Raw genomic sequence first — 25,494 nt, forward strand, 5'->3', positions numbered from 1 at the left:
CCCCGCCGCGCTGCGCGCGTCCCCCTCAAGGGGGGCGCACCCTGGGACCGGCAAAGCCGGATCCTCGTGTGCCCTGCGCAAAGGCAGCGCCTACTCAGTCAAACCGAAGCGAGACGCCGGTCACGAACATCGTGTCGGCCTTCTTGAGGTTGGTCCCGGGGTCGCTGTCGTAGCGGTAGCTCAGCCCCGCCGACAGGTTGAGCGTCTGTGTCATCGCGACCGTGAGGCCCGTGTCCAGCACGGCGCGGTATTTGCCCGAATCCCGCAAGTCCGGGTACAGCGAGAACTTCTGGCGCAGGCTGGTGGTCTCGGTGAGCTTGTGGCTGGACTCCTCCGCCAGCACCAGCTCCAGGCGGCCGTACCGGTCGCGCATGGCGCCAGCGATGTCGGTGGACCGGATGTAGCGGTCGTAGGTGTAGCCCAGACCGACCGACACGTCGAAGAAGCCCCGCTCCTCCTGCCACACGTGCCGGCCCACACCACTGCGCAACCGAGGTCCGGCTGGAGATGTTGGCCAGCCGGTCGCGCAGCAGCTCGCCCGAACCGAAGCCGAACCAGTCCACCGAGAAGTCGCGGTTGTACTGGGTGCGCAGGCCGTAGCGCTCGGTGGTGTCCACGCCCGAACTGCGCGCGCGGTCGGCCTTGGCGGCCCAGGTCCACTTGTCGTCGTCGGTCTCGCGCGCGCCCTCGGCCGCGAGGTTGAGCGTGCCGGCGTTGTTGTTGCCCGAGGAGATGTTGGCGCCGGCGGTCAGCAGGTAGCGCCATTGGCGATCGGGTTTGAGCGTGACCTGGGCCTGCGAGAGCGCTGGCGCGAGCAGGGCCGAGACGGCGGTCAGTGTCGCGATCAGGGGGCGGCAGGGCATGGCGAGTCCTTTCTTGTTGTTCCGGAATGGCAAAGTGATCCTTAAGAGGGTTCGCCTTGGCGGGGCCGCAGTTCCCCGTGTTTTGTGACGAAAGGTTTCGATTCGCCTTGAATCCACCCACCGCCCGGCCGCGTAAAACCCGAATGACCACCCATTCACCGATCCCCACGCCACGCCGTCGCCTGCTGGCAACGCTCGCGCTGCTGCCGTGGCTGCAGGCTTGCTCGCCGCTGCGCCTCATCAATGCCACCGTCAGCAGCGACACGCACACGGTGCTGCGCGACCAGGCCTACGGCAGCCACGCGCGCCAACGGGCCGACGTGTACATCCCCGCCCCTGCCATCACCGCCGCGCCCCTCGCCGTGTTCTTCTATGGCGGCAGTTGGAGCAGCGGCGACCGGGCGGACTACCGGTTCGTCGGCGAGGCCCTGGCCTCGCGCGGCATCGTCACCGTGGTGGCCGACTACCGTCTGAGCCCCGATGTGCGCTACCCGGTGTTCCTGGAGGACGGCGCCGACGCGGTGCGCTGGGCCGCCGACCACGCGGCGTCGTTCGGCGCCTCGCGCGAACACGTCTTCGTGGTGGGCCACAGCGCGGGCGCCTACAACGCGGCCATGCTGGCGCTCGACCCTCGCTGGCTGGCGCGCGTGGACCTGGCCCCGCGCCAGTTGGCCGGCTGGGTGGGCCTGGCCGGGCCCTACGATTTCCTGCCCATCGGCAATCCCCAGGTGCAGGTGGCCTTCGAATGGCCCCACACGCCGGCCGACTCGCAGCCCCTGTTCCACGCCAACGCGGGCCATGCCACGCCCCGGCGCGTGCTCCTGCTGGCCGCCCGGAAAGACACCCTGGTGAACCCGCAGCGCAACACGCTCGCCATGGCTCGGGCGCTGGAAAGGCGAGGCACGCCGGTGGACGTCGAGCTGTTGGACCGCGTCAACCACACGACGTTGATCGGTGCGATGGCACGCCCGCTGCGCGGACTGGCGCCGGTGCTGGATCGCGTCAGCGGTTTCCTGAACCGGCCACCGGCCTGACCGGCCAGGCGGCGCGGCACCGCGCCAGCCACGCGAAGCCCTGCCGGGCCGTCACCGCGCATGCCGCCCCCAGCAGCAGGCCCACGGCGATGTCCGACACGAAGTGCAGGCCCAGGAACACCCGGCTCCAGGCGATGGCCAGCGCCACCCCGCCCGCCACGGCCAGCCAGCGGCGTGGGCGCGACGGTGCGAACAGCGTGAGCGCCAGGGCCCAGGCGCCCGCCACCGCCGCATGAAAGCTGGGAAAACTCGCCGTCGCCGCATGTTCGAGCCACTGCCCGCCCAGGCCCAGTTCGAAGGGCCGGGCCACGTGCACCGTTTCGCGGATGCCGCGCACCGCCAGCCAGGCCAGCACCATCGCCAGGCACATGCCGAGGAACTGCCGGCGCCCGGTTGGACCGAACAGCAGCAGGGGCACCAGGCCCAGCACCGCCAGGGCGGGCAGGTCGGTGGACACCCAGCGCGCCAGCGCGAGCAGCCAGGCCGGCGTGTCGGCCGTGGCGTTGATCCAGAGGAAAAGCAGGGTGTCGAGTTGGGTCATGGCAGGGTGGAAAGTTCGACCCAGTCTGGCCGGCGCACATTAAGGGCGTGTGAAATGACACAAGTCCGTCACCTCCGGCCAACAGGTCGAAAGTTAAAATGCCGGGTTACACCACGGTTACCAACTGATTAAGGGGAATCTCATGGCGCTCGTTTCCATGCGCGAACTGCTCGACCACGCCGCCGCCAACGGCTACGGCATTCCGGCTTTCAACGTCAACAACCTCGAACAGGTGCAGGCCGTGATGGCCGCCGCCGACGAAGTCGGCGCGCCGGTGATCCTGCAAGCCAGCGCCGGCGCCCGCAAATACGCCGGCGAGCCCTTCATCAAGCACCTGATCCAGGCCGCGATGGAGGCCTACCCGCACATCCCCCTGGTGATGCACCAGGACCACGGCACCTCGCCCAAGATCTGCGAAGGCGCGATCAACCTGGGCTTCGGCTCGGTGATGATGGACGGTTCGCTGATGGAAGACGGCAAGACCCCGGCCTCGTTCGACTACAACGTGGACGTGACCCGCAAGGTGGTGGACATGGCGCACAAGGTCGGCGTCACCGTGGAAGGTGAGCTCGGCTGCCTGGGCAACCTGGAAACCGGCGAAGCCGGCGAGGAAGACGGCATCGGCGCCGAAGGCAAGCTGGACCACAGCCAGATGCTGACCGACCCCGAGGAAGCCGCCGTCTTCGTCAAGGCCACCCAGCTCGACGCCCTGGCCATCGCCATCGGCACCAGCCACGGCGCCTACAAGTTCAGCCGCAAGCCCACCGGCGACATCCTGGCGATCAGCCGCGTGAAGGAAATCCACAAGCGCATTCCCAACACCCACCTGGTGATGCACGGTTCCTCGTCCGTGCCGGCCGAGCTGCTGGCCATCATCAACCAGTACGGCGGCAAGATGAAGGAGACCTACGGCGTGCCGGTCGAGGAGATCCAGGAAGCCATCAAGCACGGCGTGCGCAAGATCAACATCGACACCGACATCCGCCTGGCGATGACCGGCGCGGTGCGCAAGTTCCTGGCCGAGAACCCCGACAAGTTCGACGCCCGCGAGTGGCTCAAGCCCGCGCGCGAAGCCGCCAAGCAGGTCTGCAAGGCCCGTTACCTGGAGTTCGGCTGCGAAGGCCAGGGCAGCAAGATCAAGGGCGAGAGCCTGCAGGTCGTCGCGGCGAAGTACGCCAAGGGCGAACTCGCCCAGCTCGTGAACTGAGCGTCCACCGCTCCCTCGAAAACGCCACCACCGCCGGTGGCGTTTTTCATGGCGCTCAATCCTCCCATGCAGCGGCCTGGATGGCCGCCACGATCTCGCGGCCCGAGCGCACCAGCGCAGGCCCGAAGTTCTCGTGCAGCAAGGCCCCCTGCAGGCGCGAGGCCGGCCCGCCCACGGTGAGCGCCAGCGGCTCGCGGCCGTCGCCCAGGTCGATGCCCACGCCGATCGCGGCGATCTCGCTCTCCCATTCGGATTCCGACGTCACGCAGCCGCGCTCGGCGTGGTCGGCCTCGGCGCGCCGCAGCCCGGCTTCGCGCACCGGCCACAGCGCCGCGTTTTCCGCCTGCAGCCGGCCGGCGATCAGCGCCCGCATGCCCGGTGGTGTGGCGCACCAGATCGCACGCCCCATCGCGGTCTCGGCGAACGGCAGGCGCGTGCCCACGTCCAGCCCGAGGATGAGGCGCGCCGTGCTGCGGCAGTGCGCTACATAGACCACCGAGGTGCCATGCCGCACACCCAAGGAGATCGCGGCCTGGGTGTGCTCGGCCAACGTCTCCATGAACGGCCGCGCGATGCGCCCGACCTGGAAGTTGGACAACACGCTGAAGCCCAGCGAGAGCACCGCCGGGCTCAGCGCGTACTCGCCAGTGGCCGCGCGGTGCCGCAGGTAGCCCAGGCTGGTCAGCGTGAACGTGAGGCGCGAGACGGTAGCCTGCGGCAACCCGGTGCGGCGCGCGAGTTCCTGGTGCGCGAGCCAGCGGTCCGACGGGCCGAAGCTGCGCAGCACCGTGAGCCCGCGCGCCAGGGCGGTGACGAAACGGCGGTCCTCGGCGGGATCGATGTCGGCCAGCGGGGTCGCTGGCGTGTGGCGCTGGCGCCCCATGGGATGTCTCCTTTTTCTGCAGATCGGAATACGGCACCTCCCGTATTCCGCGCATCGGAATTCTGAGGCTCTTTCGTCGGATGCCGGATGCTCGGTTTCCCTGAATGGCATTTACACGGCCAAGGCGTGGACCGTATATTGATCTTCATCTTCTTGTTTTCCGCCAAGCGGAATCAAACACCATGCCCTCGCAAACGGCCCACTGGCCGCCCGGCCTGCCCCGGCAACTCACGCTGCCGCAGACCAACCTCTTCTACAACCTCGAGGTCTCGGCCACGCGGTTTCCCGACAAGCCCTTCATCGTCTTCTACGACACGCCGCTGAGCTACGCGCGCTTCCTGCGCGAGGCCGAGCACATCGCCGGGCACCTGCAACAGGTGTGCGGCGTGAAGCCGGGCGACCGCGTGCTGCTGTGCATGCAGAACAGCCCGCAATGGGCCCTGGCCTTCTACGGCATCCTGCGCGCCAACGCGGTGGTGGTGCCGGTGAACCCGATGAACCGCGAGGAAGAGCTGCGCCATTGCCTCAGCGACAGCGGCGCGCAGGCGGCCTTCGTGGCGCAGGACCTGTTGCCGCAGCTGCGACCGCTGCTCACCACCGAGGCCGAGGGCGAAGGCCTGCGCCACCTCGTGGTCGCCACCTACAGCGACCACCTGCGCGTGCCCACCGAACTGCGCGTGCCCGACTTCGTGGTCGCGCCGCGCTCACCCATCGAAGGCCCCGGCCTCGTGGCCTGGGCCGACATGGTGGCCGCCGCCCGCGCGCCCGGGCCGCTGACCACCGGGCCCGACGACCTCTGCGCCATGCCCTACACCTCGGGCACCACCGGCCTGCCCAAGGGCTGCATGCACACCCACCGCAGCGTGATGAGCACGCTGGTCGGCGGCGTGCGCTGGTTCGGCACCTCGCAGGACGCGGTCTGTCTCTCGGTGCTGCCCTTCTTCCACGTCACCGGCCTCTCCGGCAGCCTGAACGGCCCGCTGTACGCGGGCGCGACCCTGGTGGTGCTCTCGCGCTGGGACCGCGAGGTCGCCGCGATCTGCATGCAGCGCTACCGCGTCACGATGTGGCAGGCGATCTCCACCATGGTGATCGACTTCCTCGCGCACCCGCAGCTCGACCAGTTCGACCTGGCCAGCCTGGCCTGCGTGCGCGGCGGCGGCGCGGCCATGCCCGACGCGGTGGCCGCGCGCCTCAAGGCGCTCACCGGGCAGGACTACATCGAGGGCTACGGCATGTCCGAGACCATGGCCGCCACCCACATCAACCCCACGCACCGGCCCAAGCCCCAGTGCCTGGGCCTGCCGGTGTTCGACGTGGACGCGCGCGTGCTCGACCCCGACACCCTGACCGAACGCCCCGCCGGCGAGACCGGCGAGATCGTGGTGCACGGGCCGCAGCTCATGCAGGGCTACTGGCGCAACCCGCAGGCCACCAGCGAGGCCTTCATCGAGATCGACGGCCAGCGCTTCCTGCGCACCGGCGACCTCGGCCACGTCGACGAAGAAGGCTACTTTTTCATGACCGACCGGCTCAAACGCATGATCAACGCGAGCGGCTTCAAGGTCTGGCCGGCCGAGGTGGAGGCGCTCATGTACCACCACCCGGCGATCCAGGAAGCCTGCGTGATCGGCGTGCGCGACGCGCGCCGCGGCGAGACCGTCAAGGCCCTGGTGGTGCTGCGGCCTGGACAGCGGGGCCAGGTCAGCGAACAGGACGTGATCGACTGGGCGCACGGCCACATGGCCGCCTACAAGAGCCCGCGCATCGTGGAATTCGTGGAAACGCTGCCCCGCTCGGGCAGCGGCAAGGTGATGTGGCGCGAACTGCAGGCGCAGCAGGCCGCGCGCGACGCACAGACACCCCATCCCTCCTGAGCAACCGCCCACCCGGCATCACCACAGAAGGAGACAAGGCATGCAACACCCCTCATCACCCCCCTCGAAGCGCCGCCGCGCGCTGCTGCTGGCCAGCGCCGCCAGCGCGGGCCTGGCCCCGTTCGGCCTCGCGCAGGCGCAATCGCCCGCGTACCCGAACCGCCCCGTGACCATGATCATTCCCTGGCCCGCCGGCGGCTCGACCGACCGCCACCTGCGTGCGCTCGCCGAGATCGCCAGCAAACACCTGGGCCAGCCCATCGTGATCGAGAACCGCCCCGGTGCCGGCGGCACCCTGGGCCCCAGCACCATGGCGCAAACCGCCAAGCCCGATGGCTACACCATCGCCCAGTTCCCGCTCGGCCTGCTGCGCATGCCGCACATGCAGAAGACCAACTGGGACCCGCTGACCGACTTCACCTACATCATCGGCGTCTCGGGCTACACCTTCGGCCTCACCGTCAAGGCCGACTCGCCCTACAAGACCTTCAAGGACTACATCGAGGCCGCGCGCAAGCAGCCCGGCGCCATCAACTACGGCTCCACCGGCACCGGCAGCAGCCCGCACCTGCTGATGGAAGAGCTGGCCGGCAACGCCAAGGTGCAGCTCACGCACGTGCCCTTCAAGGGCAACGCCGACCTGCAGGCCGCCCTGCTCGGCGGCCATGTGATGGCGCAGAGCGACGCCAGCGGCTGGGACAAGTACGTGGACGGCGGCCAGATGCGCCTGCTGGTCACCTTCGGCGAACAGCGCACCCAGCGCTGGCCCGAGGTGCCCACCGCGCAGGAGCTCGGCTACGGCGTGGTGTCCACCTCGCCCTATGGCCTGGCCGGCCCCAAGGGCATGGACCCGGCCGTCACCAAGGTGCTGCACGATGCGTTCAAGAAGGCCATGGAGGACCCCAGGCACATCGAGGTGCTGGGCCAGCTCAACCAGGCCATGTGGTACCGCAGCGGCGACGACTACCGCAAGTGGGCGGCCGAGACCTACGCCAAGGACAAGACCCTGATCGAGCGCCTGGGGCTCGCCGCCAAATAGGCGCCGCACCGGCGGACTCGACTTTCGGCCCCATCCCGCCGCCAACTTGCGATAATCTCCCGGAATGGTTCAAAGCCCGTTGGCTGTTCAACGGGCTTTTTTCTTGTCCTGCTTTTTTCCGATCCGATCATGACCTCTGCCTTGCACACCTCGGCCCTGACCTCCCTGCCCCTGCTGGCGCGCGGCAAGGTGCGCGACAACTACGCCGTGGGCGACGACCGCATTCTGATGGTGGCGAGCGACCGCATCAGCGCGTTCGACGTGATCATGGGCGAACCGATCCCCGGCAAGGGCGAGCTGCTCACCCGGCTCTCGCTGTTCTGGTTCGACCAGCTCGGCCCCAAGGGTTTGAACATCTGCCCGATCCACCTCACCGGCGACGCACCCGAGAGCGTGGTCTCGCCCGCCGAGGTGCCGCAGGTCACCGGCCGCTCGATGCTGGTGCAGCGCCTCAAGCCGATCCCGGTGGAAGCCGTGGTGCGCGGCTACCTGGCCGGCAGCGGCTGGAAGGAGTACCAGGAAAGCCGCTCGGTCTGCGGCGTGAAGCTGCCCGAGGGCCTGCAGAACGCCTCGCAATTGCCCGAGCCCATCTACACGCCCGCGGCCAAGGCGGCCATGGGCGAGCACGACGAGAACATCACCTTCGAGCGCACGGTCGAGATGATCGGCCCCGAACTCGCCGCGCAGATTCGCGACGTGTCGATCGCGCTCTACAAGGCGGCCGCGGCGATCGCGCTGAAGAAGGGCATCATCATTGCCGACACCAAGTTCGAGTTCGGCCTGGACAAGGCCGGCAAGCTGGTGCTCATGGACGAGGTGCTCACGCCCGACAGCTCGCGCTACTGGCCGGCCGAGAGCTACGTGGTGGGCCAGAACCCGCCCAGCTACGACAAGCAGTTCCTGCGCGACTGGCTGGAGACCGCGCAGGTCAGCGGCAAGCCCTGGGACAAGACCCCGCCCGCGCCGCGCCTGCCGCGCGAGGTGATCGAGAAGACCGCCGCCAAATACCAGGAGGCGCTCACGCGCCTCATGAACTGATCAGCTGAGAACCACGCTGGAGAGGCGGCGGCGGTAGGTCGCCACCGTCGGGTCTTCCGGCGGCACCTGGCCTTCGGCCACCTTGGGCTTGGGTGGGTCGATCACGTCGAGGATGGCGATGAAGGTCTTGCGCGCCAGCTCCTCTTTCCAGGCCTTGTCGCGCATCAGGATCTCCAGCAGTTCGTCCATGGCCGCCGTCCACTGGCCGTAGGCCATGAGCAGTTGCGCGAGCGCGAAGCGCGATTCGAAGTCGCGCTTGTTGGCGGCGATGGCGGCCTGCAGCTCCGCCGCGCGGGCATCGGGGTCGGCCACCTCGGCCTGCGCATCGCGCGCGGCCATCCAGCGCTGCAGCGAGTCGAGCCGGCGCACGCCCGCGGCCTTGGCGATCACCGGGGCGAACGCCACCTTGGCGTCGTCGTCCTGCCCCATCTCCAGCAGCAGCTTCACGAGGTCGAAGCGCGCGTCGTCGTTGTCCGGTGCCGCCTGCACCGCCTCGCGCATCTTCTCCAGCGCGCCGTCCAGATCGCCCTGGGCGAGCGCGTCCTGCGCATCGGGCTCCACCGCCTCGGCCTCGGCTTCGTCGCCGCCGGGGGGCAGGTGCTTGTCGAGGAAGGCCTTGATCTGGCCCTCGGGCATCGCGCCCATGAAACCATCGACCGGCTGACCGTTCATGAGCAGCACGCAGGTGGGAATGCTGCGGATGCCGAAGGCGGCGGCGAGCTGCTGCTCCTGGTCGGAATCGATCTTGACCAGCTTGAAGCGGCCGGCGTAATCGGCCTCCAGCTTCTCCAGCAGCGGGCCGATCACCTTGCAGGGGCCGCACCACGGGGCCCAGAAATCCACCAGCACGGGGGTGTGCATCGAAGCCTCGATGACCTCGGCTTCAAAGTTGGCGACGGTGACGTTGATCATGGGAGCGGCCTGGGCAAACGTAAAATCCACACTTTACCGGAGACGCCATGCCCTGCCATGCGCGCGACCGCTCCAGCCCCCCGCGGGGGGCGCACCGGCCAGAGGCACCGTCATGAACTCCATCCAAGTGGGTGTGCTCATGGGCTCCAGCAGCGACTGGGACACCATGCAGCACGCCGTGCAGATCCTGCAGGACTTCGGCATCGCGCACGAGGCGCGCGTGGTCTCGGCGCACCGCATGCCCGACGACATGTTCACCTACGCCGAGGCGGCCGCCGGGCGCGGGCTCAAGGCGATCATCGCCGGGGCCGGCGGCGCGGCGCACCTGCCGGGCATGCTGGCGGCCAAGACCGTGGTGCCGGTGCTCGGCGTGCCGGTGGCCAGCAAACACCTCAGTGGCGTGGACTCGCTGCACAGCATCGTGCAGATGCCCAAGGGCATTCCCGTGCGCAACCTTCGCCATCGGCGCGGCCGGCGCGGCCAACGCGGCGCTGTTCGCCGTGGCCCTGCTGGCCAGCCACGACCCCGAGCTGCGCCACAAGCTCGACACCTTCCGCGCCCAACAGACCGCCGCCGCCCGCGCGATGACCCTGCCCGCATGAGCCTCAAGACCCTTCTCCCCGGCAACCCTTCCGTGCACAGCGGCCAGCAGACCACGCTGGGCGTGATGGGTGGCGGCCAGCTCGGCCGCATGTTCGTGCAGGCGGCGCAGGCCATGGGCTATTTCACCGTGGTGCTCGACCCCGATCCGGCCAGCCCCGCCGGCCTGGTCAGCCACCACCACATCAAGACCGCCTACGACGACGAGCAGGGCCTGGCCCAGCTGATGCAGCGCTGCGACGCCATCACCACCGAATTCGAGAACGTGCCGGCGCACGCCCTGCTCACGCTCGCGGCCCAGCGGCCGGTCGCCCCGTCCGCCGCCTGCGTGGCCGTGGCGCAGGACCGCGTGAAGGAGAAGGCCCACTTCGAGCACTGCGCGCCCATCAGCGGCGTGGCACCGGCGCCGCACGCCGTCATCACCACCGACGCCTCGCTCAAGGCCGTGCCGGCCGATCTGCTGCCCGGCATCCTGAAGACCGCGCGCATGGGCTACGACGGCAAGGGCCAGGTGCGCGTGTCCACGCGCGAGGAACTCGCCGCCGCCTGGGACGACCTGGACAAGGTGCCCTGCGTGCTGGAGAAGCTGCTCCAGCTGCGCGCCGAATGCTCGGTGATCGTGGCGCGCGGCGCCGACGGCCAGGTCGTGAGCTTCCCGGTGCAGAAGAACACGCACCACGACGGCATCCTCGCCCTCACCGAGGTCTTCGACGGCGCGCTCGATCCCACCCTGGCACAGCGCGCGCAGGCCAGCACGGTGGCCATCGCGAACCACCTGCAGTACGTGGGCGTGCTGTGCGTCGAGTACTTCGTGGTGCAGAACGCCGATGGCGCGCTCGACCTTGTGGTCAACGAAATGGCGCCGCGCCCGCACAACAGCGGCCACTACACGCAGAACGCCTGCGACCTGTCGCAGTTCGAAGCCCAGGTGCGCGCGCTTGCCGGCCTGCCGCTGCCCACGCCGCGCCAGCACAGCCCGGCCATCATGGTCAACCTGCTGGGCGATCTCTGGTTCGCGCCCAATGCCGTGCGCGCGCAAGCCAGCAGGACACCCGTGTCGCCGCCCTGGGGCGCGGTGCTGGCCCTGCCCGGCACCCACCTGCACCTCTACGGCAAGCTGGGCGCCCGCCCGGGCCGCAAGATGGGCCACCTCAACATCACCGGCGCCAGCGTGGCCCAGGTGCGCGAGACCACCGCGCAGGTGCTGGCGCTGCTCGGCCTGCCCGCGCTCGGCGCCTGAGGCGCGCCATGCCACCGCCGCTGCTGTCCGCGCAAGACCCCGCCGCCATCGAGCGCGCGGCGCAGCGCCTGGCCGACGGCTCGCTGGTGGGCATGCCCACCGAAACCGTCTACGGCCTCGCGGCCGATGCCGACAACGCCACGGCGGTGCACCGCATCTTCGAGGCCAAGGGCCGCCCGGCCGACCACCCGCTGATCGTGCACCTCGCGCCCGGCCCGGGCGCGCACGGCTGGCGCGCCGGCGTGGACCACTACGCGCGCGAAGTCCCCGCCTTTGCCGCCGCGCTCATGCACGCCTTCTGGCCCGGCCCGCTCACGCTGATCCTGCCGCGCCGCGAGGGCGTGGCTGCGGTCGCCGCCGGCGGGCAGGACTCGGTCGGCCTGCGCTGCCCGGCCCACCCCGTGGCCCAGGCCCTGCTGAGCGCGGCCGCCGCGCGCGGCGTGAGCGGCGTGGCGGCGCCCAGCGCCAACCGCTTCGGCCGCGTGAGCCCCACCACCGCCGCGCACGTGGCCGAGGAGTTCGCCAGCCTGGCGGAAGACGAATTGCTGATCCTCGACGGCGGCGCCTGCCCGGTGGGCATCGAATCCACCATCGTCGACTGCACGCGCGGCCACCCCGTGCTGCTGCGCCCCGGCATGATCACCGTCGCGCAACTTGAAGCGGCCTGCGGCCAGCCCCTGCGCGAGCGCGACGAGGCCGCGCCGCGCGCCTCGGGCACGCTGGAATCGCACTACGCGCCGCGCGCCAAGGTGCGGCTGATGGACGCGCATCAGCTGCGCTCGGCCTTCCAGGTGCTGGGCAACGACGCGAAGCACATCGCGCTCTACGCGCGCAGCCCCGTGGAGCCCGCGCGAAGCGTGCCGCGCCGGCGCATGCCGGACGACGCGGCCGCCGCCGCCCAGGAACTCTTTGCCGTGTTGCGCGAGCTGGACGCCACCGGCGTGCGCCTCATCTGGGTGGAAACGCCACCGGAAGACCCAGCCTGGGACGGCGTGCGCGACCGGCTGAGGCGCGCCGCGGCATGAGGAGGAACAACCCCCTGCGCCGCTTTGCGGCTTCCCCCCTCTGTGGCGCGCCTTCGGCGCTTCGAGGGGGGACGGCATCTCGGGCCGGCGGAGCCGGACCCTTGATGCCCCTGGACGGGGCTGCTTCATCCGATGCGGGTCGCGCTCCGGCGCGGTGAACGCGGGGTTCAGTCCGGCAACGACGCCGTCCACTCCAGCAAGGCATCCAGCGCCGGTCGCGCAGCCGGTGCATTCGGGTGGTTGATGAAACCGACCACCACATAACGCGCGCCATTGGCCGCGTTGACGTAGCCGGCGATGCCGGTGACGTCGCGCAGCGTGCCGGTCTTGACCCAGGCGTTGCCGCGCGCGGCGCTCTGGCCACCGCGCGCCAGCCGCGCCGCGGTGCCGCTGACGCCTGCGATCGAAAGCGACTGCACGAACTGCACGCCCTGCGGGTGGCGCGCGGCGTGGCGCAGCAGGCCCGCCAGCGCCTCGGGCGTGATGCGCTCCTCGCGCGAGAGGCCCGAGCCGTTGTCGAGCACCGGCCCCGGCATGCGGGGGCCGAAGGTGCGTTTCCACCAGTCGGTCACGACCTCGCGCGAGTATTCGAAGCGCGCCGGGCGTGAGGGCACCAGCCGGGCGGCGGCCGAACCCGGGGCCACCATGGCCAGCACGGGCGTGGCCGTCTGCGGCGGCGCCAGCTGGCCCAGCGTGAGGAACACCTGCTGCGCCATCACGTTGTTGCTCCACTGGTTCACGTCCACGATGACCTCGGACAGGGGCAGCGAGCGCGCCTCGTGCAGCAACTGCACCTCGGCCGGCATGGTGCCGTCGCGCACCTGGCCGGTGATGGAGCCGCCGCTGGCGCGCCACAGACCTTCCATCGCGCGCGCGGCGTAGCTCGCGGGCTGCTGGTAGGCCACGGGCCACTTGAGTTCGCCGCAGACCTGCGGGTAGCGGCCCTCGAAGCGGATGCTGTTCGGGTCGTCGAAGCGGGCCTGCACGGTGCCGCGCCAGTCCCCGCAGGCGGTGCCGCGCGAGAGCGGCACGGAGGCGTCGACCGCCAGGCCGGCCATGGGCGGCTCGCTGACCACGCGGGCCACGCCGTTGGCCAGATCGGGCTGGAAGGTCAGGATGACCGACTTGAAGTTGACCAGCAGCGCGTCGGGCGTGGCGTTGTAGGGCCGCAGGGCCTCGCCGTCGAAGGCGCCGGGGTCGATCGCGGGCAGCTCGAACGCGCTGTGATCGAGCACCATGTCGCCCAGGATCACGCGCACGCCCTTGGCCTGCAGGGCCAGGTAGGCCTCCTGGATGCGTTCGAGCACGAACTTGGGATCGCCGCCCCCGCGCACGTACAGGTTGCCGCGCAGCACGCCGTTCTCGACCGTGCCGTCGGTGTAGAAGCGGGTGTTCCAGGTGAAATCGCTGCCCAGCAGGTCGATGGCGGCGTAGGTCGTCACCAGCTTCATCACCGAGGCCGGGTTCACCGGGGTGCTGGCGCGGTGGCGCAGGCGCTCATGGGCGTCGGGATCGACCGAGATCACCAGCGCCGACAGCGCGCTGGCCGGCACCTGGGCCCGGCTCATGGCCCCCAGCACCGCGGGCGGCAGGGGGTCGCTCCGGCCCGCCATCTGGGCGCACGCGGGCAGCGCCAGGCCGGCCAGCAGGCTCAGCACCAGCCCGCGCACCGGGCGCAAGGCGGTCACACGGCGGAGGAAGTCGATATCGAACATGGTGTTTCATTATGAAACGGCACCGGGGGAAGAACCGGCCACGGCTGTGTGAATGGCCGTTGCGGTGGATGGCCGGCGGCGCGCCCCCACCCCGGAAGCGGGGGCACCCGGTGCCCGATAATCCCGGGATGCCTTCCGCCTCGCGCCTGCTCGCCCTTGAAACCAGCACCGACACCCTCTCGGTCGCCCTGGGCAGCGGCGCGCCCGACGGCCCGCTGTGGCAGCACAGCGGCCCGGGCGGCGCGATGGCGTCCACCACCCTGCTGCCGCTGGTGAAACAGCTGCTCGATGCCTCGGGCTGGGCCCTGAACAGCCTGGACGCCGTGGTGTTCGGCCGGGGGCCGGGCTCGTTCACCGGCCTGCGCACCGCCTGTGCTGTGGCCCAGGGCCTGGCCTACGGAGCGCAGGATGCGGCCCGCCCGCGGGGCCTGCCGGTGCTGCCGGTCGACACCCTCCTCGCCCTGGCCGAAGAGGCCCGCTGGAACCACCAGCACGCCGGCCAGACCCCGCCCAAGCGCATCGCCGCCCTGCTCGACGCCCGCATGGGCGAGCTGTACGTGCGCACCTACGCCTGCGCGCCGGCAGGGCTGTCACCGCTGGCGCCGGCCCGCCTGTGCGCGCCGGCCGACCTGGGCGCACACCTTCAGGCCGATGGCGCCACCCTGCTCGCGGGCAACGTGTTCGACAGCTATGCCAGCGCCCTGGCCGAACTGCCAGGCACCCGCCTGCCGTCCCTGCCCACGGCCGCCGCGCTGCTGCGCCTGGCGCCCGGCCTGCTGGCCGCGGGCGCGGCGGTGGCCGCGCGCGATGCCCTGCCGCTGTACGTGCGCGACAAGGTGGCCCAGACCACCGACGAGCGCGAACGCCTGAGAGCGGCCTTGGCGGCCGTCACGCCCTGAGGCTCACGATGGACACCACCGTGAACGCCCTGCTGCGGGCCATGACCCCCGGCGCCACCCAGCCCCCGCAGGCGGTGCTGCGCACTGCCGGACACCGTGCGCCCCCCGGCCACCCGCGAACGCCGCATCGCCTTCGAGCCCATGACCGAGGCCGACCTGGACGCCGTGCGGGCGGTGGAAGTCACGGCCTACGCCCACCCCTGGTCGCGCAAGCATTTCCACGATTCGCTGCAGGCCGGCTACCCGGCGGTGTTGCTGCTGGGCGAGGCGCTGCCAGGTGAACAGGCGCAGGCCGTGCGCGCCGACGGCCGCGTGCTGCTGGGTTACCTCGTGGCGATGCCGGGCGTGGACGAGGTGCACCTGCTCAACATCACCGTGGCGCCGGCCCACCAGCGCCAGGGTTGGGCGCGCTTCATGCTCGACGCGCTGGTGCTGTGGTCGCGCGGCCAGCAGGCCCAGTGGCTCTGGCTGGAGGTGCGCCAGAGCAACGAAGCGGCGCGCCGCCTGTACGAGCGCTACGGTTTCTCGCAGGTCGGCCTGCGCAAGGGCTACTACCCGGACGGCCACCTGCGCCGGGAAGACGCCATCGTCATGAGCCTGAACCTGATGGCGGCGCGGGGCACCCGATGAGCGACGACGTGCTCGACACCTCCTTTGTTCCGCTGCTCGATGCGCGCCAGCGCGCCATGCTGGCCGAGATGGGCGTGCGCGTCTGGGCGCCCAGGCCGGTGCCGCCGGCCGTGGCGGCCCCCGTGGTGGAGGCACCCCAGGCCGCCGCCGGGACGCCCAAGGTCGCGGCGCCACCGGTCACCGCGCCTTCGCGCCCGGTGCCAACCCCAGCCCCGAGCAGCGCGCCGCTCGCGCCCGCCGAAGCCCCTCCCGCCCGCCCCAGCCACGTGGACCGCATGGACTGGTCCGAGCTGCGCGAGACCGTGGCCAACTGCCAGGCCTGTGGCCTGTGCAAGGGCCGAAAGAACACCGTGTTCGGCGTCGGCGACGTGCAGACCGACTGGATGATCGTGGGCGAAGCGCCCGGTGAAAACGAAGACCTGCAGGGTGAACCCTTCGTGGGCGCGGCCGGCCAGCTGCTCGACAACATGCTGCGCGCGGTGGGCCGCAGCCGCCAGGGCGAGGGGGTGCAAGGCGCCTACATCGCCAACGTGCTCAAGTGCCGACCGCCCGCCAACCGCAACCCGCAGCCCGAGGAAGTGGCGCGCTGCGAGCCCTATCTGGTGCGCCAGGTGACGCTGGTCAAGCCCAAGGTCATCGTGGCCGTGGGGCGCTTCGCGGTGCAGTCGCTGCTCAAGACCACCGAACCCATCGGCCGCCTGCGCGGCCGGGTGCACCGCTACGAAGGCGTGCCGGTGATCGTGACCTACCACCCGGCCTACCTGCTGCGCACCCCCGGCGACAAGGGCAAGGCCTGGGCCGACCTGTGCCTGGCGATGCACACGCTGGACAACGCCTGAGGAAGGCCACGCGATCCGGTGCCGGGCCGCCCCAAGCCGGATCAGTCCCCTCGGGGGGCAGCGACCCGCGCAGCGGCGGAGCGTGAGGGCCACAACACCGACGCGATCGCCACCATCACCAGCGCGACGGCGGCCCAGTCCTGCCAATGCAGCACCTCGCCAAGCCACCACGCGCCGGTGAAGACGCCCAGCACGGGGATGAACATCACCGACAGCGTGGAGGCGATGGGCGGCAGGTCGCGCGCGAGCGAGAGCCAGGCCACCTGGGCGAAGGCGAACACGCCCAGCGCGTTGAAGACGATGGCCCACCAGATGCCCGGCGTGGGCCAGACCCAGGCCGAGCGCTCGAAGGTCAGCGACAACACGGTCATCCACACCGTGGTGAGCGCCGTGAGCCAGAACGAGATGGTCAGCGTGGGCGTCGGAATCGTCGTGCGGCGCATCATCTGCGTGCCCACCGCCCAGGTGGCGGCGGCCACCAGCATCATCACCACACCCAGCGGCTTGCCCGAGAGCTGCGTGAGTTCGTGCCACAGCAGCAGCAGCACGCCCAGCGCCGCCGCCGCCACGCCGCCCCAGGCCCGGCCCGCCAGCCGCTGGCCGAACCACCAGCTGCCCACCAGCGCCGAGAACACCGGCATGGTGTAACCCAGGATCGCGGCGCGCCCGCTCGACAGCGTCTGGATCGCCAGGATCGCCAGCGTGTGCCAGAACAGCATGTTGAACACCGTGAGCACCGCCAGCTCCCGCCAGTGCTCGCGCGGGATGCGGAAGGGCACGCGCCGCCACCACAGGAACAGGCCCAGCACCGGCAACCCGATCCACATGCAGATGGTGCGGAAGGTCAGGGGTGGAAAACCCGTCACACCGAACTTCATGATGGGCCAGTTGACGCCCCAGACGAGGGTGAGCAGGACGAGCAGGACGAGTTGTTGTCGGGACAGGGCGTGCATGGGCGTGATCTTAGGCGGCGCGGGGGGGCGGTGTCCGTCGCGGGACCGCCAAGACCTCGCGGCAGGCGGCCAACTAAAATCGGCCCATGACCTTTCTCGACATGCTGCGCACCGCCGAGCGCCAGAACCGTTCCCTGCTGTGCGTGGGCCTGGACCCCGATCCCGCCCGTTTCCCCGCGCACCTGAAGAACGACGCCTCCCGCATCTACGACTTCTGCGCCGCCATCGTCGAGGCCACGGCCGACACGGCGATCGCCTTCAAGCCGCAGATCGCCTACTTCGCGGCGCACCGCGCGGAAGAGCAGCTGGAGCGGCTGATGGCGCACATGCGCCGCGTGGCGCCGCAGGTGCCGGTGATCCTGGACGCCAAGCGCGGCGACATCGGCAGCACCGCCGAGCAGTACGCCATCGAGGCCTTCGAGCGCTACGGCGCCGACGCGGTCACGCTCTCGCCCTTCATGGGCTTCGACTCGGTGCAGCCTTACCTGCAGTACCACGGCAAGGGCGCGTTCCTGCTCTGCCGCACCTCCAACCCCGGTGGCGACGACCTGCAGAACCAGCGCTTCGCTTCCATCGACGGCGAACCGCGCCTGTACGAACACGTGGCGCGCCTCGCGCAAGGACCATGGAACCTCAACGGCCAGCTCGGCCTCGTGGTGGGCGCCACCTACCCCGCCGAGATCGAGCGCGTGCGCGAGATCGCGCCCACGCTGCCGTTGCTGATTCCCGGCGTGGGCGCGCAGGGCGGCGATGCCGTGCGCACCGTGAAGGCTGGCCTGCGCACCCAGGGCGATGAGACCACCGGTCCCATCATCGTGAACTCGTCGCGCGCCATTCTGTATGCGTCGGCCGGTGCGGACTTCGCGGACGCGGCGCGTCGGGTGGCGCAGAAAACACGAGACGAACTGCGCGCCGCGCGCACCTGAATTTCGACGGATGGCCGCCGGGCAAACCCCGGCGGTAGCGCCGTCGGGCGGGTGCCGCGAACGCGCCACACCCACTTGTAACGACTTGAAATTCGGCCTTTTCCGCTGAAGGCGCCTCCCTACACTCGCGCTCGTCGAACCGAGGAGGGATCGTCATGATGGACATCGAAGAAGCGCCTGAACAAGCGGCCGATGCGAGCGCGGCCGACGCACACCAAGAACCAGGTTCTTCGCCGGAGAACCCCACGCCAGCATCCCGGCACGCGCTCACGCCGCTGGCGGCGGCCGCGCTGCTCGCGGCTTGTGGCGGCGGTGGTGGTGGCGGCGGCACCGCCGACGCGGCACCGGCGGTGGGCGTGATCGACTTTCCCATCGCCGGCTACAGCCACATCAACCCCACGAACGACGCCGAGGCCGCGCGTTTCCTTCAGCAGGCGCAGTTTTCCTCCACACCGGCGGAGATGGCCGAGCTGCGTGGCATGGGCTGCGCGCAATGGCTGTCCAACCAGTTCGCGCGCTACCAGGGCATCACCGGCTGGAACTGGCTGGAGGCCCGGGGCTATGGCGCGGTGGACGCCAACAACTACTTCTTCACCTACTACCCGGCCGACTTCATGATCTGGAACCAGCTCCTGAGCGGGCCGGACATGATGCGCAAGCGCGCCGCGCTGGCGCTCTCGGAATTCTTCGTGGCCTCGCTCGCCTCGGCCGAGTTCACCTGGCGCTCGCACGCCTACGCGAGCTGGTGGGACACGCTGGCGCGCAACGCCTTCGGCAACTACCGCGAGCTGCTGGAAGACGTCACGCTGCACCCTGCGATGGGCTACTTCCTCAATACCAAGGGCAACCAGAAAGAGAACGCCAGCACCGGCCGCGTGCCCGACGAGAACTACGCGCGCGAGGTGATGCAGCTCTTCACCATCGGCGTGGTCGAACTCAACCTCGACGGCACGCCCAAGACCAGCGGCGGCGTGCCGCTGGAGAGCTACACCCAGGCCGACGTGACCGGCCTGGCGCGCGTGTTCACCGGCTACAACTTCGACACCTCCGACGGCGTGCGCCATCCGGTGGACAACTACACCATCGAGTCGAAGGCCTTCGCGGGCAAGCGCATGTCGTTCAACGCCAACCGGCACTCCAACCTGGAAGCCCGCTTCCTGGGCACCACGGTGCCGGCCAACACACCGGGACCCACCGCCCTGCGGATGGCGCTGGACACCCTGTTCAACCACCCGAATGCCGGCCCCTTCTTCGCGCGCCAGATGATCCAGCGCCTGGTGACCAGCCACCCCAGCCCGGCCTACGTGGCGCGCGTCGCATCGCGCTTCAACGACAACGGTGCGGGCGTGCGTGGCGACCTGAAGGCGGTGTGGGTGGCGATCCTGCTCGACGACGAGGCGCGCGGTCCGGCCTCGCTGCAAAGCACCACCTTCGGCAAGCTGCGCGAACCCATGCTGCGCTTCATCCAGTGGGCGCGCACCTTCGGCGTCACCTCGGCGGCCGGCAGCTGGAAGATCTTCGAGCTGAACAACACGGCCACCCAGCTCGGCCAGAGCCCGCTGCGCTCGCCCTCGGTGTTCAACTTCTTCCGGCCGGGCTACGTGCCACCAGGCACCGCGCTCTCGGCCGCGGGCGCCACCGCGCCCGAGTTCCAGCTGGTCAACGAGTCCACCGTGGGCGGTTACCTGAACTTCATGCAGGGCGTGATCGAGCGCGGCATCAACTGCCCCGAGCCCGGCGCGCCGCAGGCCGCCTGGACCAACTACGCCTACGACGTGCAGGCCAACTACAGCCGCGAACTCGCGCTGGTGGCCGATGCCACGGCGCTGGTGAACCACATCTGCCTGGTGCTCGCCGCGGGCCAGGTCTCCAGCGCCTCGCGCGCCACCATGGTCTCGGCGCTCAACGCCACGCCGGTGACCACGGCCAGCAGCGACACCGTCAAGCGCCGTCGCATCTGGGCCGCCATCCTGATGGTCATGGCCTGTCCCGAATACCTGATCCAGAAATAAGGGGCCCGACATGCACTTCATCCAGCCCGATCTGCACACCCGCCGCGCCTTCCTGCGCCGCGCCGGCCAGCTGGCCTTCACCGGCGCGGCCCTGCCCACCGCGCTCAACCTCGCGGCCATGGCCGACGCGGCGGCGTTCAACGCCACCGACTACAAGGCCCTGGTCTGCGTGTTCCTCAACGGCGGCAACGATTACGCCAACACCGTCGTCAACTACGACACCGCCAGCTACGACCAGTACAGCGCCATCCGCGGCGGCGGCGCGAACCGCACGGCCGGCGGCATCGCCCTGGCGCAGGCCGCGCTCACGCCCACCGTGCTCAACCCCACCGTGGCCCTGCCCGGTGGCAAGCAGTACGCCTTGCACCCGGCCATGACCGGCTTGGCCGGCCTGTTCAACAGCGGCGTGGCGGCGGTGCAGCTCAACGTCGGCCCGCTGGTGGCGCCGGTCACGCGCCAGCAGTACCACGGCAGCAACCGCGTGGCCTACCCGCTGCCGCCCAAGCTGTTCTCGCACAACGATCAGCAGTCGGTCTGGCAATCGTCGCAGCCCGAAGGCGCCACCACCGGCTGGGGCGGCCACATCGGCGACCTGGCGCTCTCGGCCAACACCAACCGCGTGCTCACCTGCGTCTCGGTCACCGGCAACACGGTGTTCCTCTCCGGCGACCAGGCGCTGTCGTACCAGGTCAGCACCAACGGCGCGGTGAAGATCAGCGCGGTCAACAACAACGTCTACAACTCGGCCGCGGTGCGCGCGGCCATCACCTCGCTGGCGCTGCAGACCCGCACCCACGTGCTGGAGAACGAATACAACCTCGTCACCGCGCGCGCCGTGGGCGCCGAAAGCGCGCTCACCTCGGCGCTGGCCGCCTTCCCGGCCACCGACGCACCGTTCAACGCCTTCCCCACCGCCAACGGCCTGGCCGACCAGCTCAGGATGGTGGCGCGCCTGATCGCCGCGCGCACCCAGCTGGGCAACCAGCGCCAGGTGTTCTTCGTCTCCATCGGCGGCTTCGATCTGCACGACAACCTCATCGGCGGCCAGGCCACGCTGATGGACCGTGTGAGTTCGGCGCTCACCGCGTTCTACAACGCCACGGCGGCGCTCAACGTGGCCGACAAGGTCACCACCTTCACCGCGTCCGACTTCGGCCGCACGCTCAGCTACAACGGCGACGGCTCCGACCACGGCTGGGGCAGCCACCACTTCCTGGTCGGCGGCGCGGTGCGCGGCAAGGCCTTCTACGGCAAGGCGCCACCGGTGAGCGTGGGCAACTCCACCACCGACGCCAACGACCAGTGGCACGTGGGCCAGGGCCGGCTGCTGCCCAGCACCTCGGTGGACCAGTACGCCGGCACCCTGGCCACCTGGTTCGGCGTGCAGGGCGCCGAGATGAGCGGCATCCTGCCCAACCTGGGCAACTTCAACAGCGTCGACTACCCCACCAACCTGGGCTTTATGCTCTAGAGGGCTCCCCCCGCGCCGCGCCTGCGGCGCGTCACCCCTCAGGGGCAACACCTGCGGCCCGGCAAAGCCGGTTCCGCGGTGTTCCCGACCTGACACCGCCCTCCGGTGAAGTGCCCCTAAGATGGCCCGACTTCTTCAGCGAGCCTCTGCATGATCGACCTCTATACCGCCGCCACGCCCAACGGGCACAAGGTGTCCATCGCGCTCGAAGAGCTGGGCCTGCCCTACACGCTGAAGGTGCTCAAGCTGAGCGAAGGCGAACAGCGGCAGCCCGACTACCTGAAGATCAACCCCAATGGCCGCATCCCGGCCCTCGTGGACCACGAGGCCGGCGGTTTCGCGGTGTTCGAGTCCGGCGCCTGCCTGATCTACCTGGCCGAAAAAACCGGCCGACTCATGCCGTCGGACATGAAGGGGCGCTCGCTCGTGATGCAGTGGCTGATGTTCCAGATGGGCGGCATCGGACCCATGATGGGCCAGGCCAATGTGTTCTTCCGCTACTTTCCCGAGAAGATCCCGGCCGCGATCGACCGCTACCAGGGCGAATGCAAGCGCCTGTTCCGCGTGCTCGACGGCCACCTGGCGCAGCACGAGTACCTCGCGGGCGACTACTCCATCGCCGACATCGCCAACTGGGCCTGGGTGCGCACCCACCGCTGGTCCGGGGTGGACATCGGCGACCTGCCCCACCTCAAGCGCTGGCGCGACGCGATCCGTGCGCGCCCGGCGGTGCAGCGCGGCATCGAGCGGCCGGCCTCGACCATGGACCTGGAGCGCGACGGGGAACAGGGCGCGCAGCGCTTCGCCGAGGACGCCCGGCGCCTGATGGAAACCGGCCAGAGCCTGAAGGCGGGCGGGGGTGGTGCATGAAGCTGTACGTGTCGCCGCGCGCCCCCAACCCGCGCCGGGTGCTGATGTTCCTGGTCGAGAAGAACATCAACGGGCTGGAGCTGGTCAACATCGACCTCAACGCCCAGGAGCACAAGACCAGCGGCTACCGCGCCAAGAGCCCGCTGGCGCGCGTACCCGCGCTGGAGTTCGACGACGGGCGCGTGCTCACCGAGACGCGCGCGATCTGCACCTGGATGGAAGGCCGCTACCCCACGCCCAACCTGATGGGGCAGAACGCCGAGGAACGTGCCTTCATCGAGATGGCCGACCGGCGCGTGGAGTGGTACTTCATGCTGCCCATGGCCAACGCCATCCGCCACACGCACCCGGGCCTGGCACCGCTGGAGCAGCCGCAGTTTCCCGATTTCGGCCACTCGCAGGTGGCCAAGGCCCGCGAGACCGCCGCCTGGCTCAACGCCGAGCTGCAGCGCCAGCCCTGGGTGGCCGGCAACCGCTTCACCATCGCCGACATCACCGCGTTCTGCACCGTCGAGTTCGCGCGGCTGATGCGCTTCAAGCCCGCCGACGAGGGCTTCCACGCGCTGCAGGCCTGGCGCGACCGCGTGCGCAACGCGCCCCAGCGCCCTGGTCTGAAGCCCTGGCTCAACCCCAGGGCGTGGGTGTGCGCGCCAGCGCGCGCTCCATGGCCGGCAGGGCCTGCAGGCCCGATGCCAGCTGGTCCCGCAGCGCCGCCTGCCAGCGCTCGACCCAGGGCGTCGGCCAGGCCTTCGGGCACGGTGGCCAGCAAGGCCTGCGCGGTGCTCAGGTCGTTGAGCTGCCCCAGCAGCTCCTGCGCATCGGCCAGGGCCTCGGTGCTGCGCTCCAGCCGCCTGGGCGGCAACACGCTGGCCAGGAATTCCTGCGCATACCGCAGCTTCTTCAAGACGATGCGCAGTTCGTGCCTCCCCTCCGGTCCGAGCCGGCGCGCGCGGCGCGCTTCGGCTTGCAGCGCCATGTGGCGCTGGCGCAGCGTGTCGCGCGCCCAGTCGGGCAGGCTCTGCGGAGCTTCGCCACGGGCCTGCAAAGCCAGCACGGCCCGGGTGAATGCCAGCATTCGAAGCGCGTGCTCACATCCACCCAGAGCATCGGCCGCGCGCTGGTGGGCCGCCTGGCGCTGGTCCCGCACCCAATCAAGCAAAGCCTGCTCGGCGGGCGCCATCGCGGCGCCCGGCACGGCCTCGGGTTGCCACGCGGGCAGGCGTTCGGTGGCGAACACATCCCAGTTGCGCGCGTCGCCGAGCTGGCCCGCGAGGGTTTTCCACTCGGCCGCCCAGTGCGCGACGAAACGGCGTGGCAGGTGGGCCCGGAACAGGCGCAGGCCGGTGCGCAGCCGCCGCAGGGCCACCCGCGCCTGGTGCACGAACTCGGGGTCGGGCACGGCGCCATCCGGCCCGGGCGGCCGCACGCCGGCCTCGTTGGCCTGCAGGTGGCTCAGGCAGCTCAGCGCGGCGGCCTGGAAGGCCTGCACCGGCGCCATCTGCGCATCCAGCGCGAGCGGCTCGGCCTTGCTGGGCCGCAGGCGTTCGCCGGTGAAGAGGGCATAGCCCCGCTCGGCCTTGCTGCGCTGGGCCGGCAGCAGGCGCAGTCCCTGGGCGGCCTGCCCGCTCGGGCCCAGGGCCAGCGTGTGCGCCAGGTCCAGCAAGGCATCGACCGGGCCGCTGAGCAACTCCAGCTCCAGTTCCAGAATGGCCTGGCGGTGGTTGCCCTCGGCGTTGCCGGTGGTGATGGCGCCCTGGTCCAGCGCCACCTCCACCACCGCGCCGCCGTGCGACAGGGTCCAGCTGCGGCGCGTGAAGTCGGTGCGGAACACCGGCACCAGCTGCCACGCCACACACAGCAGTTGCTGCGCCAGCGCCTCGTCGTCGACCAGGGCCGCGAAGTCGAAGCGGCCCGGGCGGCAAGCGGCCTCCCATTCGCCGCGGCGCGACAGGCCCCCCACCGAGGTGCCCGCCGTCTTCACCGTGAGCAGGGTGCGGCGGCCCACGCGGCGCTCGCGCACCGCCAGGCGCTGCGCGCGCAGGGTGAGGGTGGAGGTGTCGAAATAGGTGTTGAACAGGCGCTCGCGGCGCGGCGCCTGCCCGCTCAGCAGCGGGTGCGCGAGCAGGCGCGGCAGGTCCTCGGGGTGCAGTTCGAGCTTGAGTTCGGTTTCCTGGGGCATGGGGTCGTTGGGGCACGGGGGGAGCGGCGAGTCTGCCAGCACCGGGGAAATTCATCTACCGCGCCACGCGGCGAGCCCGCCACAGCCTTACGCCTTGTAACGCCGACGGCCACGCGCCACGCCAGAATCGCGACAGGCCGCGCCCCCTCGGACCCGGTCGTTCGACACAACACCCCACAAGCCCACGACATGACTCTCCCACCGCGCACGCGCCTCTCCATCGCCTTCCTGAGCCTGATGCTGCTGGGCAGCCTGCCGGCCCTGGCCGAAAAACCCGAATGGGCCGGCAAGCAGGGTGGCAAACACGACAAGCATGAAAAGCACGAGAAGCACCGCGACGACCACCGCGATGACCGGCGGGACGACCGCCGCGACGGGCCACGCTCGCCCTCGTCCAGCGTGTCGGTGAACATCCAGATCGGCGGCTACTTCGGTGAGCCCCAGCGCCGCATCGCCCACGATTACTACGAGCCCCGGTTCAAGGCCGGCAAATGCCCGCCGGGCCTGGCCAAGAAGCACAACGGCTGCATGCCCCCCGGCCAGGCGAAGAAGTGGCGCATGGGCTATCCGTTGCCGCGCGACGTCGTGTACTACCCCGTGCCCAACAGCGTGTCGGTGCAGATCGGCCTGCCCCCCTCGGGCTACAAGTACGTGCGCGTGGCGGCCGACATCCTGATGATCGCCGTGGGCACGGGCATGGTGGTGGATGCGATCGAAGACCTCGGCCGGTTCTGAACTCGC

Annotated in this window: 21 protein-coding genes and 4 pseudogenes; 17 read left to right on the top strand and 8 right to left on the bottom strand. The window is 70.3% G+C overall.

Annotation, left to right across the window (positions count from 1 at the left end):
• Window positions 1-94 precede the first annotated feature (94 nt).
• Window positions 95-478 (bottom strand): DUF481 domain-containing protein, encoded by a 384-nt coding sequence (locus ACFJI0_RS20545; RefSeq protein WP_382322131.1) that lies wholly within the window; start codon window positions 476-478, stop codon window positions 95-97.
• Between the two features lie 22 nt (window positions 479-500).
• Window positions 501-863: pseudogene (locus tag ACFJI0_RS20550) on the bottom strand (DUF481 domain-containing protein); the annotation flags it as partial.
• A 143-nt stretch (window positions 864-1,006) separates the two neighbouring features.
• On the opposite strand from ACFJI0_RS20550, the gene ACFJI0_RS20555 reads away from it, so the two are divergent.
• Window positions 1,007-1,897, top strand: coding sequence for an alpha/beta hydrolase (locus ACFJI0_RS20555; RefSeq protein ID WP_382322132.1), 891 nt, complete (start codon window positions 1,007-1,009; stop codon window positions 1,895-1,897).
• Here the strand turns inward: ACFJI0_RS20555 and ACFJI0_RS20560 are convergent.
• Window positions 1,866-2,438, bottom strand: coding sequence for a phosphatase PAP2 family protein (locus ACFJI0_RS20560; RefSeq protein ID WP_382322133.1), 573 nt, complete (start codon window positions 2,436-2,438; stop codon window positions 1,866-1,868). The two genes, ACFJI0_RS20555 and ACFJI0_RS20560, sit on opposite strands and share 32 nt — an antisense overlap.
• A 142-nt stretch (window positions 2,439-2,580) precedes the next feature.
• Between ACFJI0_RS20560 and fba the strand changes: the two genes are divergently transcribed.
• Complete coding sequence (gene fba, locus ACFJI0_RS20565; RefSeq protein ID WP_382153638.1) at window positions 2,581-3,645, top strand: class II fructose-bisphosphate aldolase; 1,065 nt, start codon at window positions 2,581-2,583, stop codon at window positions 3,643-3,645.
• A gap of 55 nt (window positions 3,646-3,700) precedes the next feature.
• Here fba and ACFJI0_RS20570 read toward each other — a convergent pair whose 3' ends face one another.
• Window positions 3,701-4,528 carry an IclR family transcriptional regulator gene (locus ACFJI0_RS20570; RefSeq protein ID WP_382322134.1) on the bottom strand — a complete coding sequence of 276 codons (828 nt, stop codon included), beginning with the start codon at window positions 4,526-4,528 and terminating at the stop codon, window positions 3,701-3,703.
• A 182-nt stretch (window positions 4,529-4,710) separates the two neighbouring features.
• Between ACFJI0_RS20570 and ACFJI0_RS20575 the strand changes: the two genes are divergently transcribed.
• The 3 genes from ACFJI0_RS20575 (at window position 4,711) to ACFJI0_RS20585 (ending at window position 8,482) form a co-directional block, all read left to right on the top strand.
• The gene (locus ACFJI0_RS20575) at window positions 4,711-6,405 is read left to right on the top strand and encodes a long-chain fatty acid--CoA ligase (RefSeq protein WP_382322135.1); all 1,695 of its coding nucleotides are present in this window, start codon (window positions 4,711-4,713) and stop codon (window positions 6,403-6,405) included.
• A 40-nt stretch (window positions 6,406-6,445) separates the two neighbouring features.
• Entirely contained in the window at window positions 6,446-7,444 is a 999-nt protein-coding gene (locus ACFJI0_RS20580) for a tripartite tricarboxylate transporter substrate binding protein (RefSeq protein WP_382322136.1), read from the top strand.
• A gap of 129 nt (window positions 7,445-7,573) precedes the next feature.
• On the top strand, window positions 7,574-8,482 hold the full coding sequence (locus ACFJI0_RS20585) for a phosphoribosylaminoimidazolesuccinocarboxamide synthase (RefSeq protein ID WP_382153627.1): 909 nt from the start codon (window positions 7,574-7,576) through the stop codon (window positions 8,480-8,482).
• Here the strand turns inward: ACFJI0_RS20585 and trxA are convergent, their stop codons facing one another.
• Complete coding sequence (trxA, locus tag ACFJI0_RS20590) at window positions 8,483-9,394, bottom strand: thioredoxin (RefSeq protein WP_382322137.1); 912 nt, start codon at window positions 9,392-9,394, stop codon at window positions 8,483-8,485. It abuts the gene before it with no gap.
• A 112-nt stretch (window positions 9,395-9,506) separates the two neighbouring features.
• Here trxA and purE point away from each other — a divergent pair.
• From purE to ACFJI0_RS20605, 3 genes and pseudogenes are all read left to right on the top strand, one after another.
• Window positions 9,507-9,996: pseudogene (gene purE / locus ACFJI0_RS20595) on the top strand (5-(carboxyamino)imidazole ribonucleotide mutase).
• Window positions 9,993-11,234: a 5-(carboxyamino)imidazole ribonucleotide synthase gene (locus tag ACFJI0_RS20600; RefSeq protein ID WP_382322138.1), complete on the top strand. Its 1,242-nt coding sequence runs from the start codon at window positions 9,993-9,995 to the stop codon at window positions 11,232-11,234. Before purE ends, ACFJI0_RS20600 begins: the two are co-directional and overlap by 4 nt.
• A gap of 8 nt (window positions 11,235-11,242) precedes the next feature.
• On the top strand, window positions 11,243-12,259 hold the full coding sequence (locus ACFJI0_RS20605; RefSeq protein WP_382322139.1) for an L-threonylcarbamoyladenylate synthase: 1,017 nt from the start codon (window positions 11,243-11,245) through the stop codon (window positions 12,257-12,259).
• A 167-nt stretch (window positions 12,260-12,426) separates the two neighbouring features.
• Here the strand turns inward: ACFJI0_RS20605 and dacB are convergent, their stop codons facing one another.
• On the bottom strand, window positions 12,427-13,974 hold the full coding sequence (dacB, locus tag ACFJI0_RS20610; RefSeq protein ID WP_382322140.1) for a D-alanyl-D-alanine carboxypeptidase/D-alanyl-D-alanine-endopeptidase: 1,548 nt from the start codon (window positions 13,972-13,974) through the stop codon (window positions 12,427-12,429).
• A 128-nt stretch (window positions 13,975-14,102) separates the two neighbouring features.
• Here dacB and tsaB point away from each other — a divergent pair, with 128 nt between their 5' ends.
• The 3 genes from tsaB (at window position 14,103) to ACFJI0_RS20625 (ending at window position 16,342) form a co-directional block, all read left to right on the top strand.
• Window positions 14,103-14,873 (top strand): tRNA (adenosine(37)-N6)-threonylcarbamoyltransferase complex dimerization subunit type 1 TsaB, encoded by a 771-nt coding sequence (gene tsaB / locus ACFJI0_RS20615; RefSeq protein WP_382322141.1) that lies wholly within the window; start codon window positions 14,103-14,105, stop codon window positions 14,871-14,873.
• Between the two features lie 141 nt (window positions 14,874-15,014).
• Complete coding sequence (gene rimI / locus ACFJI0_RS20620) at window positions 15,015-15,503, top strand: ribosomal protein S18-alanine N-acetyltransferase (protein WP_382325755.1); 489 nt, start codon at window positions 15,015-15,017, stop codon at window positions 15,501-15,503.
• Window positions 15,500-16,342, top strand: coding sequence for a uracil-DNA glycosylase family protein (locus ACFJI0_RS20625; protein ID WP_382322142.1), 843 nt, complete (start codon window positions 15,500-15,502; stop codon window positions 16,340-16,342). The genes rimI and ACFJI0_RS20625 overlap by 4 nt, the downstream gene beginning before the upstream one ends.
• 41 nt (window positions 16,343-16,383) lie before the next feature.
• On the opposite strand, the gene ACFJI0_RS20630 is transcribed toward ACFJI0_RS20625, so the two are convergent.
• Window positions 16,384-17,295 carry a DMT family transporter gene (locus ACFJI0_RS20630; protein ID WP_382322143.1) on the bottom strand — a complete coding sequence of 304 codons (912 nt, stop codon included), beginning with the start codon at window positions 17,293-17,295 and terminating at the stop codon, window positions 16,384-16,386.
• An 86-nt stretch (window positions 17,296-17,381) separates the two neighbouring features.
• Between ACFJI0_RS20630 and pyrF the strand changes: the two genes are divergently transcribed.
• From pyrF to ACFJI0_RS20655, 5 genes and pseudogenes are all read left to right on the top strand, one after another.
• Complete coding sequence (gene pyrF, locus ACFJI0_RS20635; RefSeq protein WP_382322144.1) at window positions 17,382-18,221, top strand: orotidine-5'-phosphate decarboxylase; 840 nt, start codon at window positions 17,382-17,384, stop codon at window positions 18,219-18,221.
• A 155-nt stretch (window positions 18,222-18,376) separates the two neighbouring features.
• Window positions 18,377-20,233, top strand: a complete 1,857-nt coding sequence (locus ACFJI0_RS20640; protein ID WP_382322145.1) for a DUF1800 family protein — start codon at window positions 18,377-18,379, stop codon at window positions 20,231-20,233.
• Between the two features lie 10 nt (window positions 20,234-20,243).
• Window positions 20,244-21,704 (top strand): DUF1501 domain-containing protein, encoded by a 1,461-nt coding sequence (locus ACFJI0_RS20645; protein ID WP_382322146.1) that lies wholly within the window; start codon window positions 20,244-20,246, stop codon window positions 21,702-21,704.
• 150 nt (window positions 21,705-21,854) lie between these two features.
• On the top strand, window positions 21,855-22,574 hold the full coding sequence (locus tag ACFJI0_RS20650; RefSeq protein WP_382153601.1) for a glutathione S-transferase family protein: 720 nt from the start codon (window positions 21,855-21,857) through the stop codon (window positions 22,572-22,574).
• A pseudogene (locus tag ACFJI0_RS20655) lies at window positions 22,571-23,146 on the top strand (glutathione S-transferase family protein); the annotation flags it as partial. The gene ACFJI0_RS20650 and the pseudogene ACFJI0_RS20655, both read left to right, overlap by 4 nt.
• Before the next feature lie 200 nt (window positions 23,147-23,346).
• Here ACFJI0_RS20655 and ACFJI0_RS20660 read toward each other — a convergent pair.
• Window positions 23,347-24,753 (bottom strand): annotated as a pseudogene (locus ACFJI0_RS20660) (CHAD domain-containing protein); the annotation flags it as partial.
• A 189-nt stretch (window positions 24,754-24,942) separates the two neighbouring features.
• Between ACFJI0_RS20660 and ACFJI0_RS20665 the strand changes: the two are divergent.
• The gene (locus tag ACFJI0_RS20665) at window positions 24,943-25,488 is read left to right on the top strand and encodes a hypothetical protein (protein WP_382322147.1); all 546 of its coding nucleotides are present in this window, start codon (window positions 24,943-24,945) and stop codon (window positions 25,486-25,488) included.
• The last annotated feature ends 6 nt before the right edge of the window (window positions 25,489-25,494 follow it).

The organism is Hydrogenophaga sp. UC242_53, from assembly GCF_042696965.1.
Classification (GTDB): Bacteria; Pseudomonadota; Gammaproteobacteria; order Burkholderiales; family Burkholderiaceae_C; genus Hydrogenophaga.

Coding starts and splice junctions, on each gene's coding strand:
- ACFJI0_RS20560 (WP_382322133.1), bottom strand. CDS start 2,438: ATGACCCAACTCGACACCCTGCTTTTCCTCTGGATCAACGCCACGGCC.
- ACFJI0_RS20570 (WP_382322134.1), bottom strand. CDS start 4,528: ATGGGGCGCCAGCGCCACACGCCAGCGACCCCGCTGGCCGACATCGAT.
- trxA (WP_382322137.1), bottom strand. CDS start 9,394: ATGATCAACGTCACCGTCGCCAACTTTGAAGCCGAGGTCATCGAGGCT.
- ACFJI0_RS20640 (WP_382322145.1), top strand. CDS start 18,377: ATGATGGACATCGAAGAAGCGCCTGAACAAGCGGCCGATGCGAGCGCG.
- ACFJI0_RS20580 (WP_382322136.1), top strand. CDS start 6,446: ATGCAACACCCCTCATCACCCCCCTCGAAGCGCCGCCGCGCGCTGCTG.
- ACFJI0_RS20625 (WP_382322142.1), top strand. CDS start 15,500: ATGAGCGACGACGTGCTCGACACCTCCTTTGTTCCGCTGCTCGATGCG.
- rimI (WP_382325755.1), top strand. CDS start 15,015: ATGACCGAGGCCGACCTGGACGCCGTGCGGGCGGTGGAAGTCACGGCC.
- dacB (WP_382322140.1), bottom strand. CDS start 13,974: ATGTTCGATATCGACTTCCTCCGCCGTGTGACCGCCTTGCGCCCGGTG.
- ACFJI0_RS20650 (WP_382153601.1), top strand. CDS start 21,855: ATGATCGACCTCTATACCGCCGCCACGCCCAACGGGCACAAGGTGTCC.
- fba (WP_382153638.1), top strand. CDS start 2,581: ATGGCGCTCGTTTCCATGCGCGAACTGCTCGACCACGCCGCCGCCAAC.
- ACFJI0_RS20645 (WP_382322146.1), top strand. CDS start 20,244: ATGCACTTCATCCAGCCCGATCTGCACACCCGCCGCGCCTTCCTGCGC.
- tsaB (WP_382322141.1), top strand. CDS start 14,103: ATGCCTTCCGCCTCGCGCCTGCTCGCCCTTGAAACCAGCACCGACACC.
- ACFJI0_RS20630 (WP_382322143.1), bottom strand. CDS start 17,295: ATGCACGCCCTGTCCCGACAACAACTCGTCCTGCTCGTCCTGCTCACC.
- ACFJI0_RS20665 (WP_382322147.1), top strand. CDS start 24,943: ATGACTCTCCCACCGCGCACGCGCCTCTCCATCGCCTTCCTGAGCCTG.
- ACFJI0_RS20600 (WP_382322138.1), top strand. CDS start 9,993: ATGAGCCTCAAGACCCTTCTCCCCGGCAACCCTTCCGTGCACAGCGGC.
- ACFJI0_RS20555 (WP_382322132.1), top strand. CDS start 1,007: ATGACCACCCATTCACCGATCCCCACGCCACGCCGTCGCCTGCTGGCA.
- pyrF (WP_382322144.1), top strand. CDS start 17,382: ATGACCTTTCTCGACATGCTGCGCACCGCCGAGCGCCAGAACCGTTCC.
- ACFJI0_RS20585 (WP_382153627.1), top strand. CDS start 7,574: ATGACCTCTGCCTTGCACACCTCGGCCCTGACCTCCCTGCCCCTGCTG.
- ACFJI0_RS20605 (WP_382322139.1), top strand. CDS start 11,243: ATGCCACCGCCGCTGCTGTCCGCGCAAGACCCCGCCGCCATCGAGCGC.
- ACFJI0_RS20575 (WP_382322135.1), top strand. CDS start 4,711: ATGCCCTCGCAAACGGCCCACTGGCCGCCCGGCCTGCCCCGGCAACTC.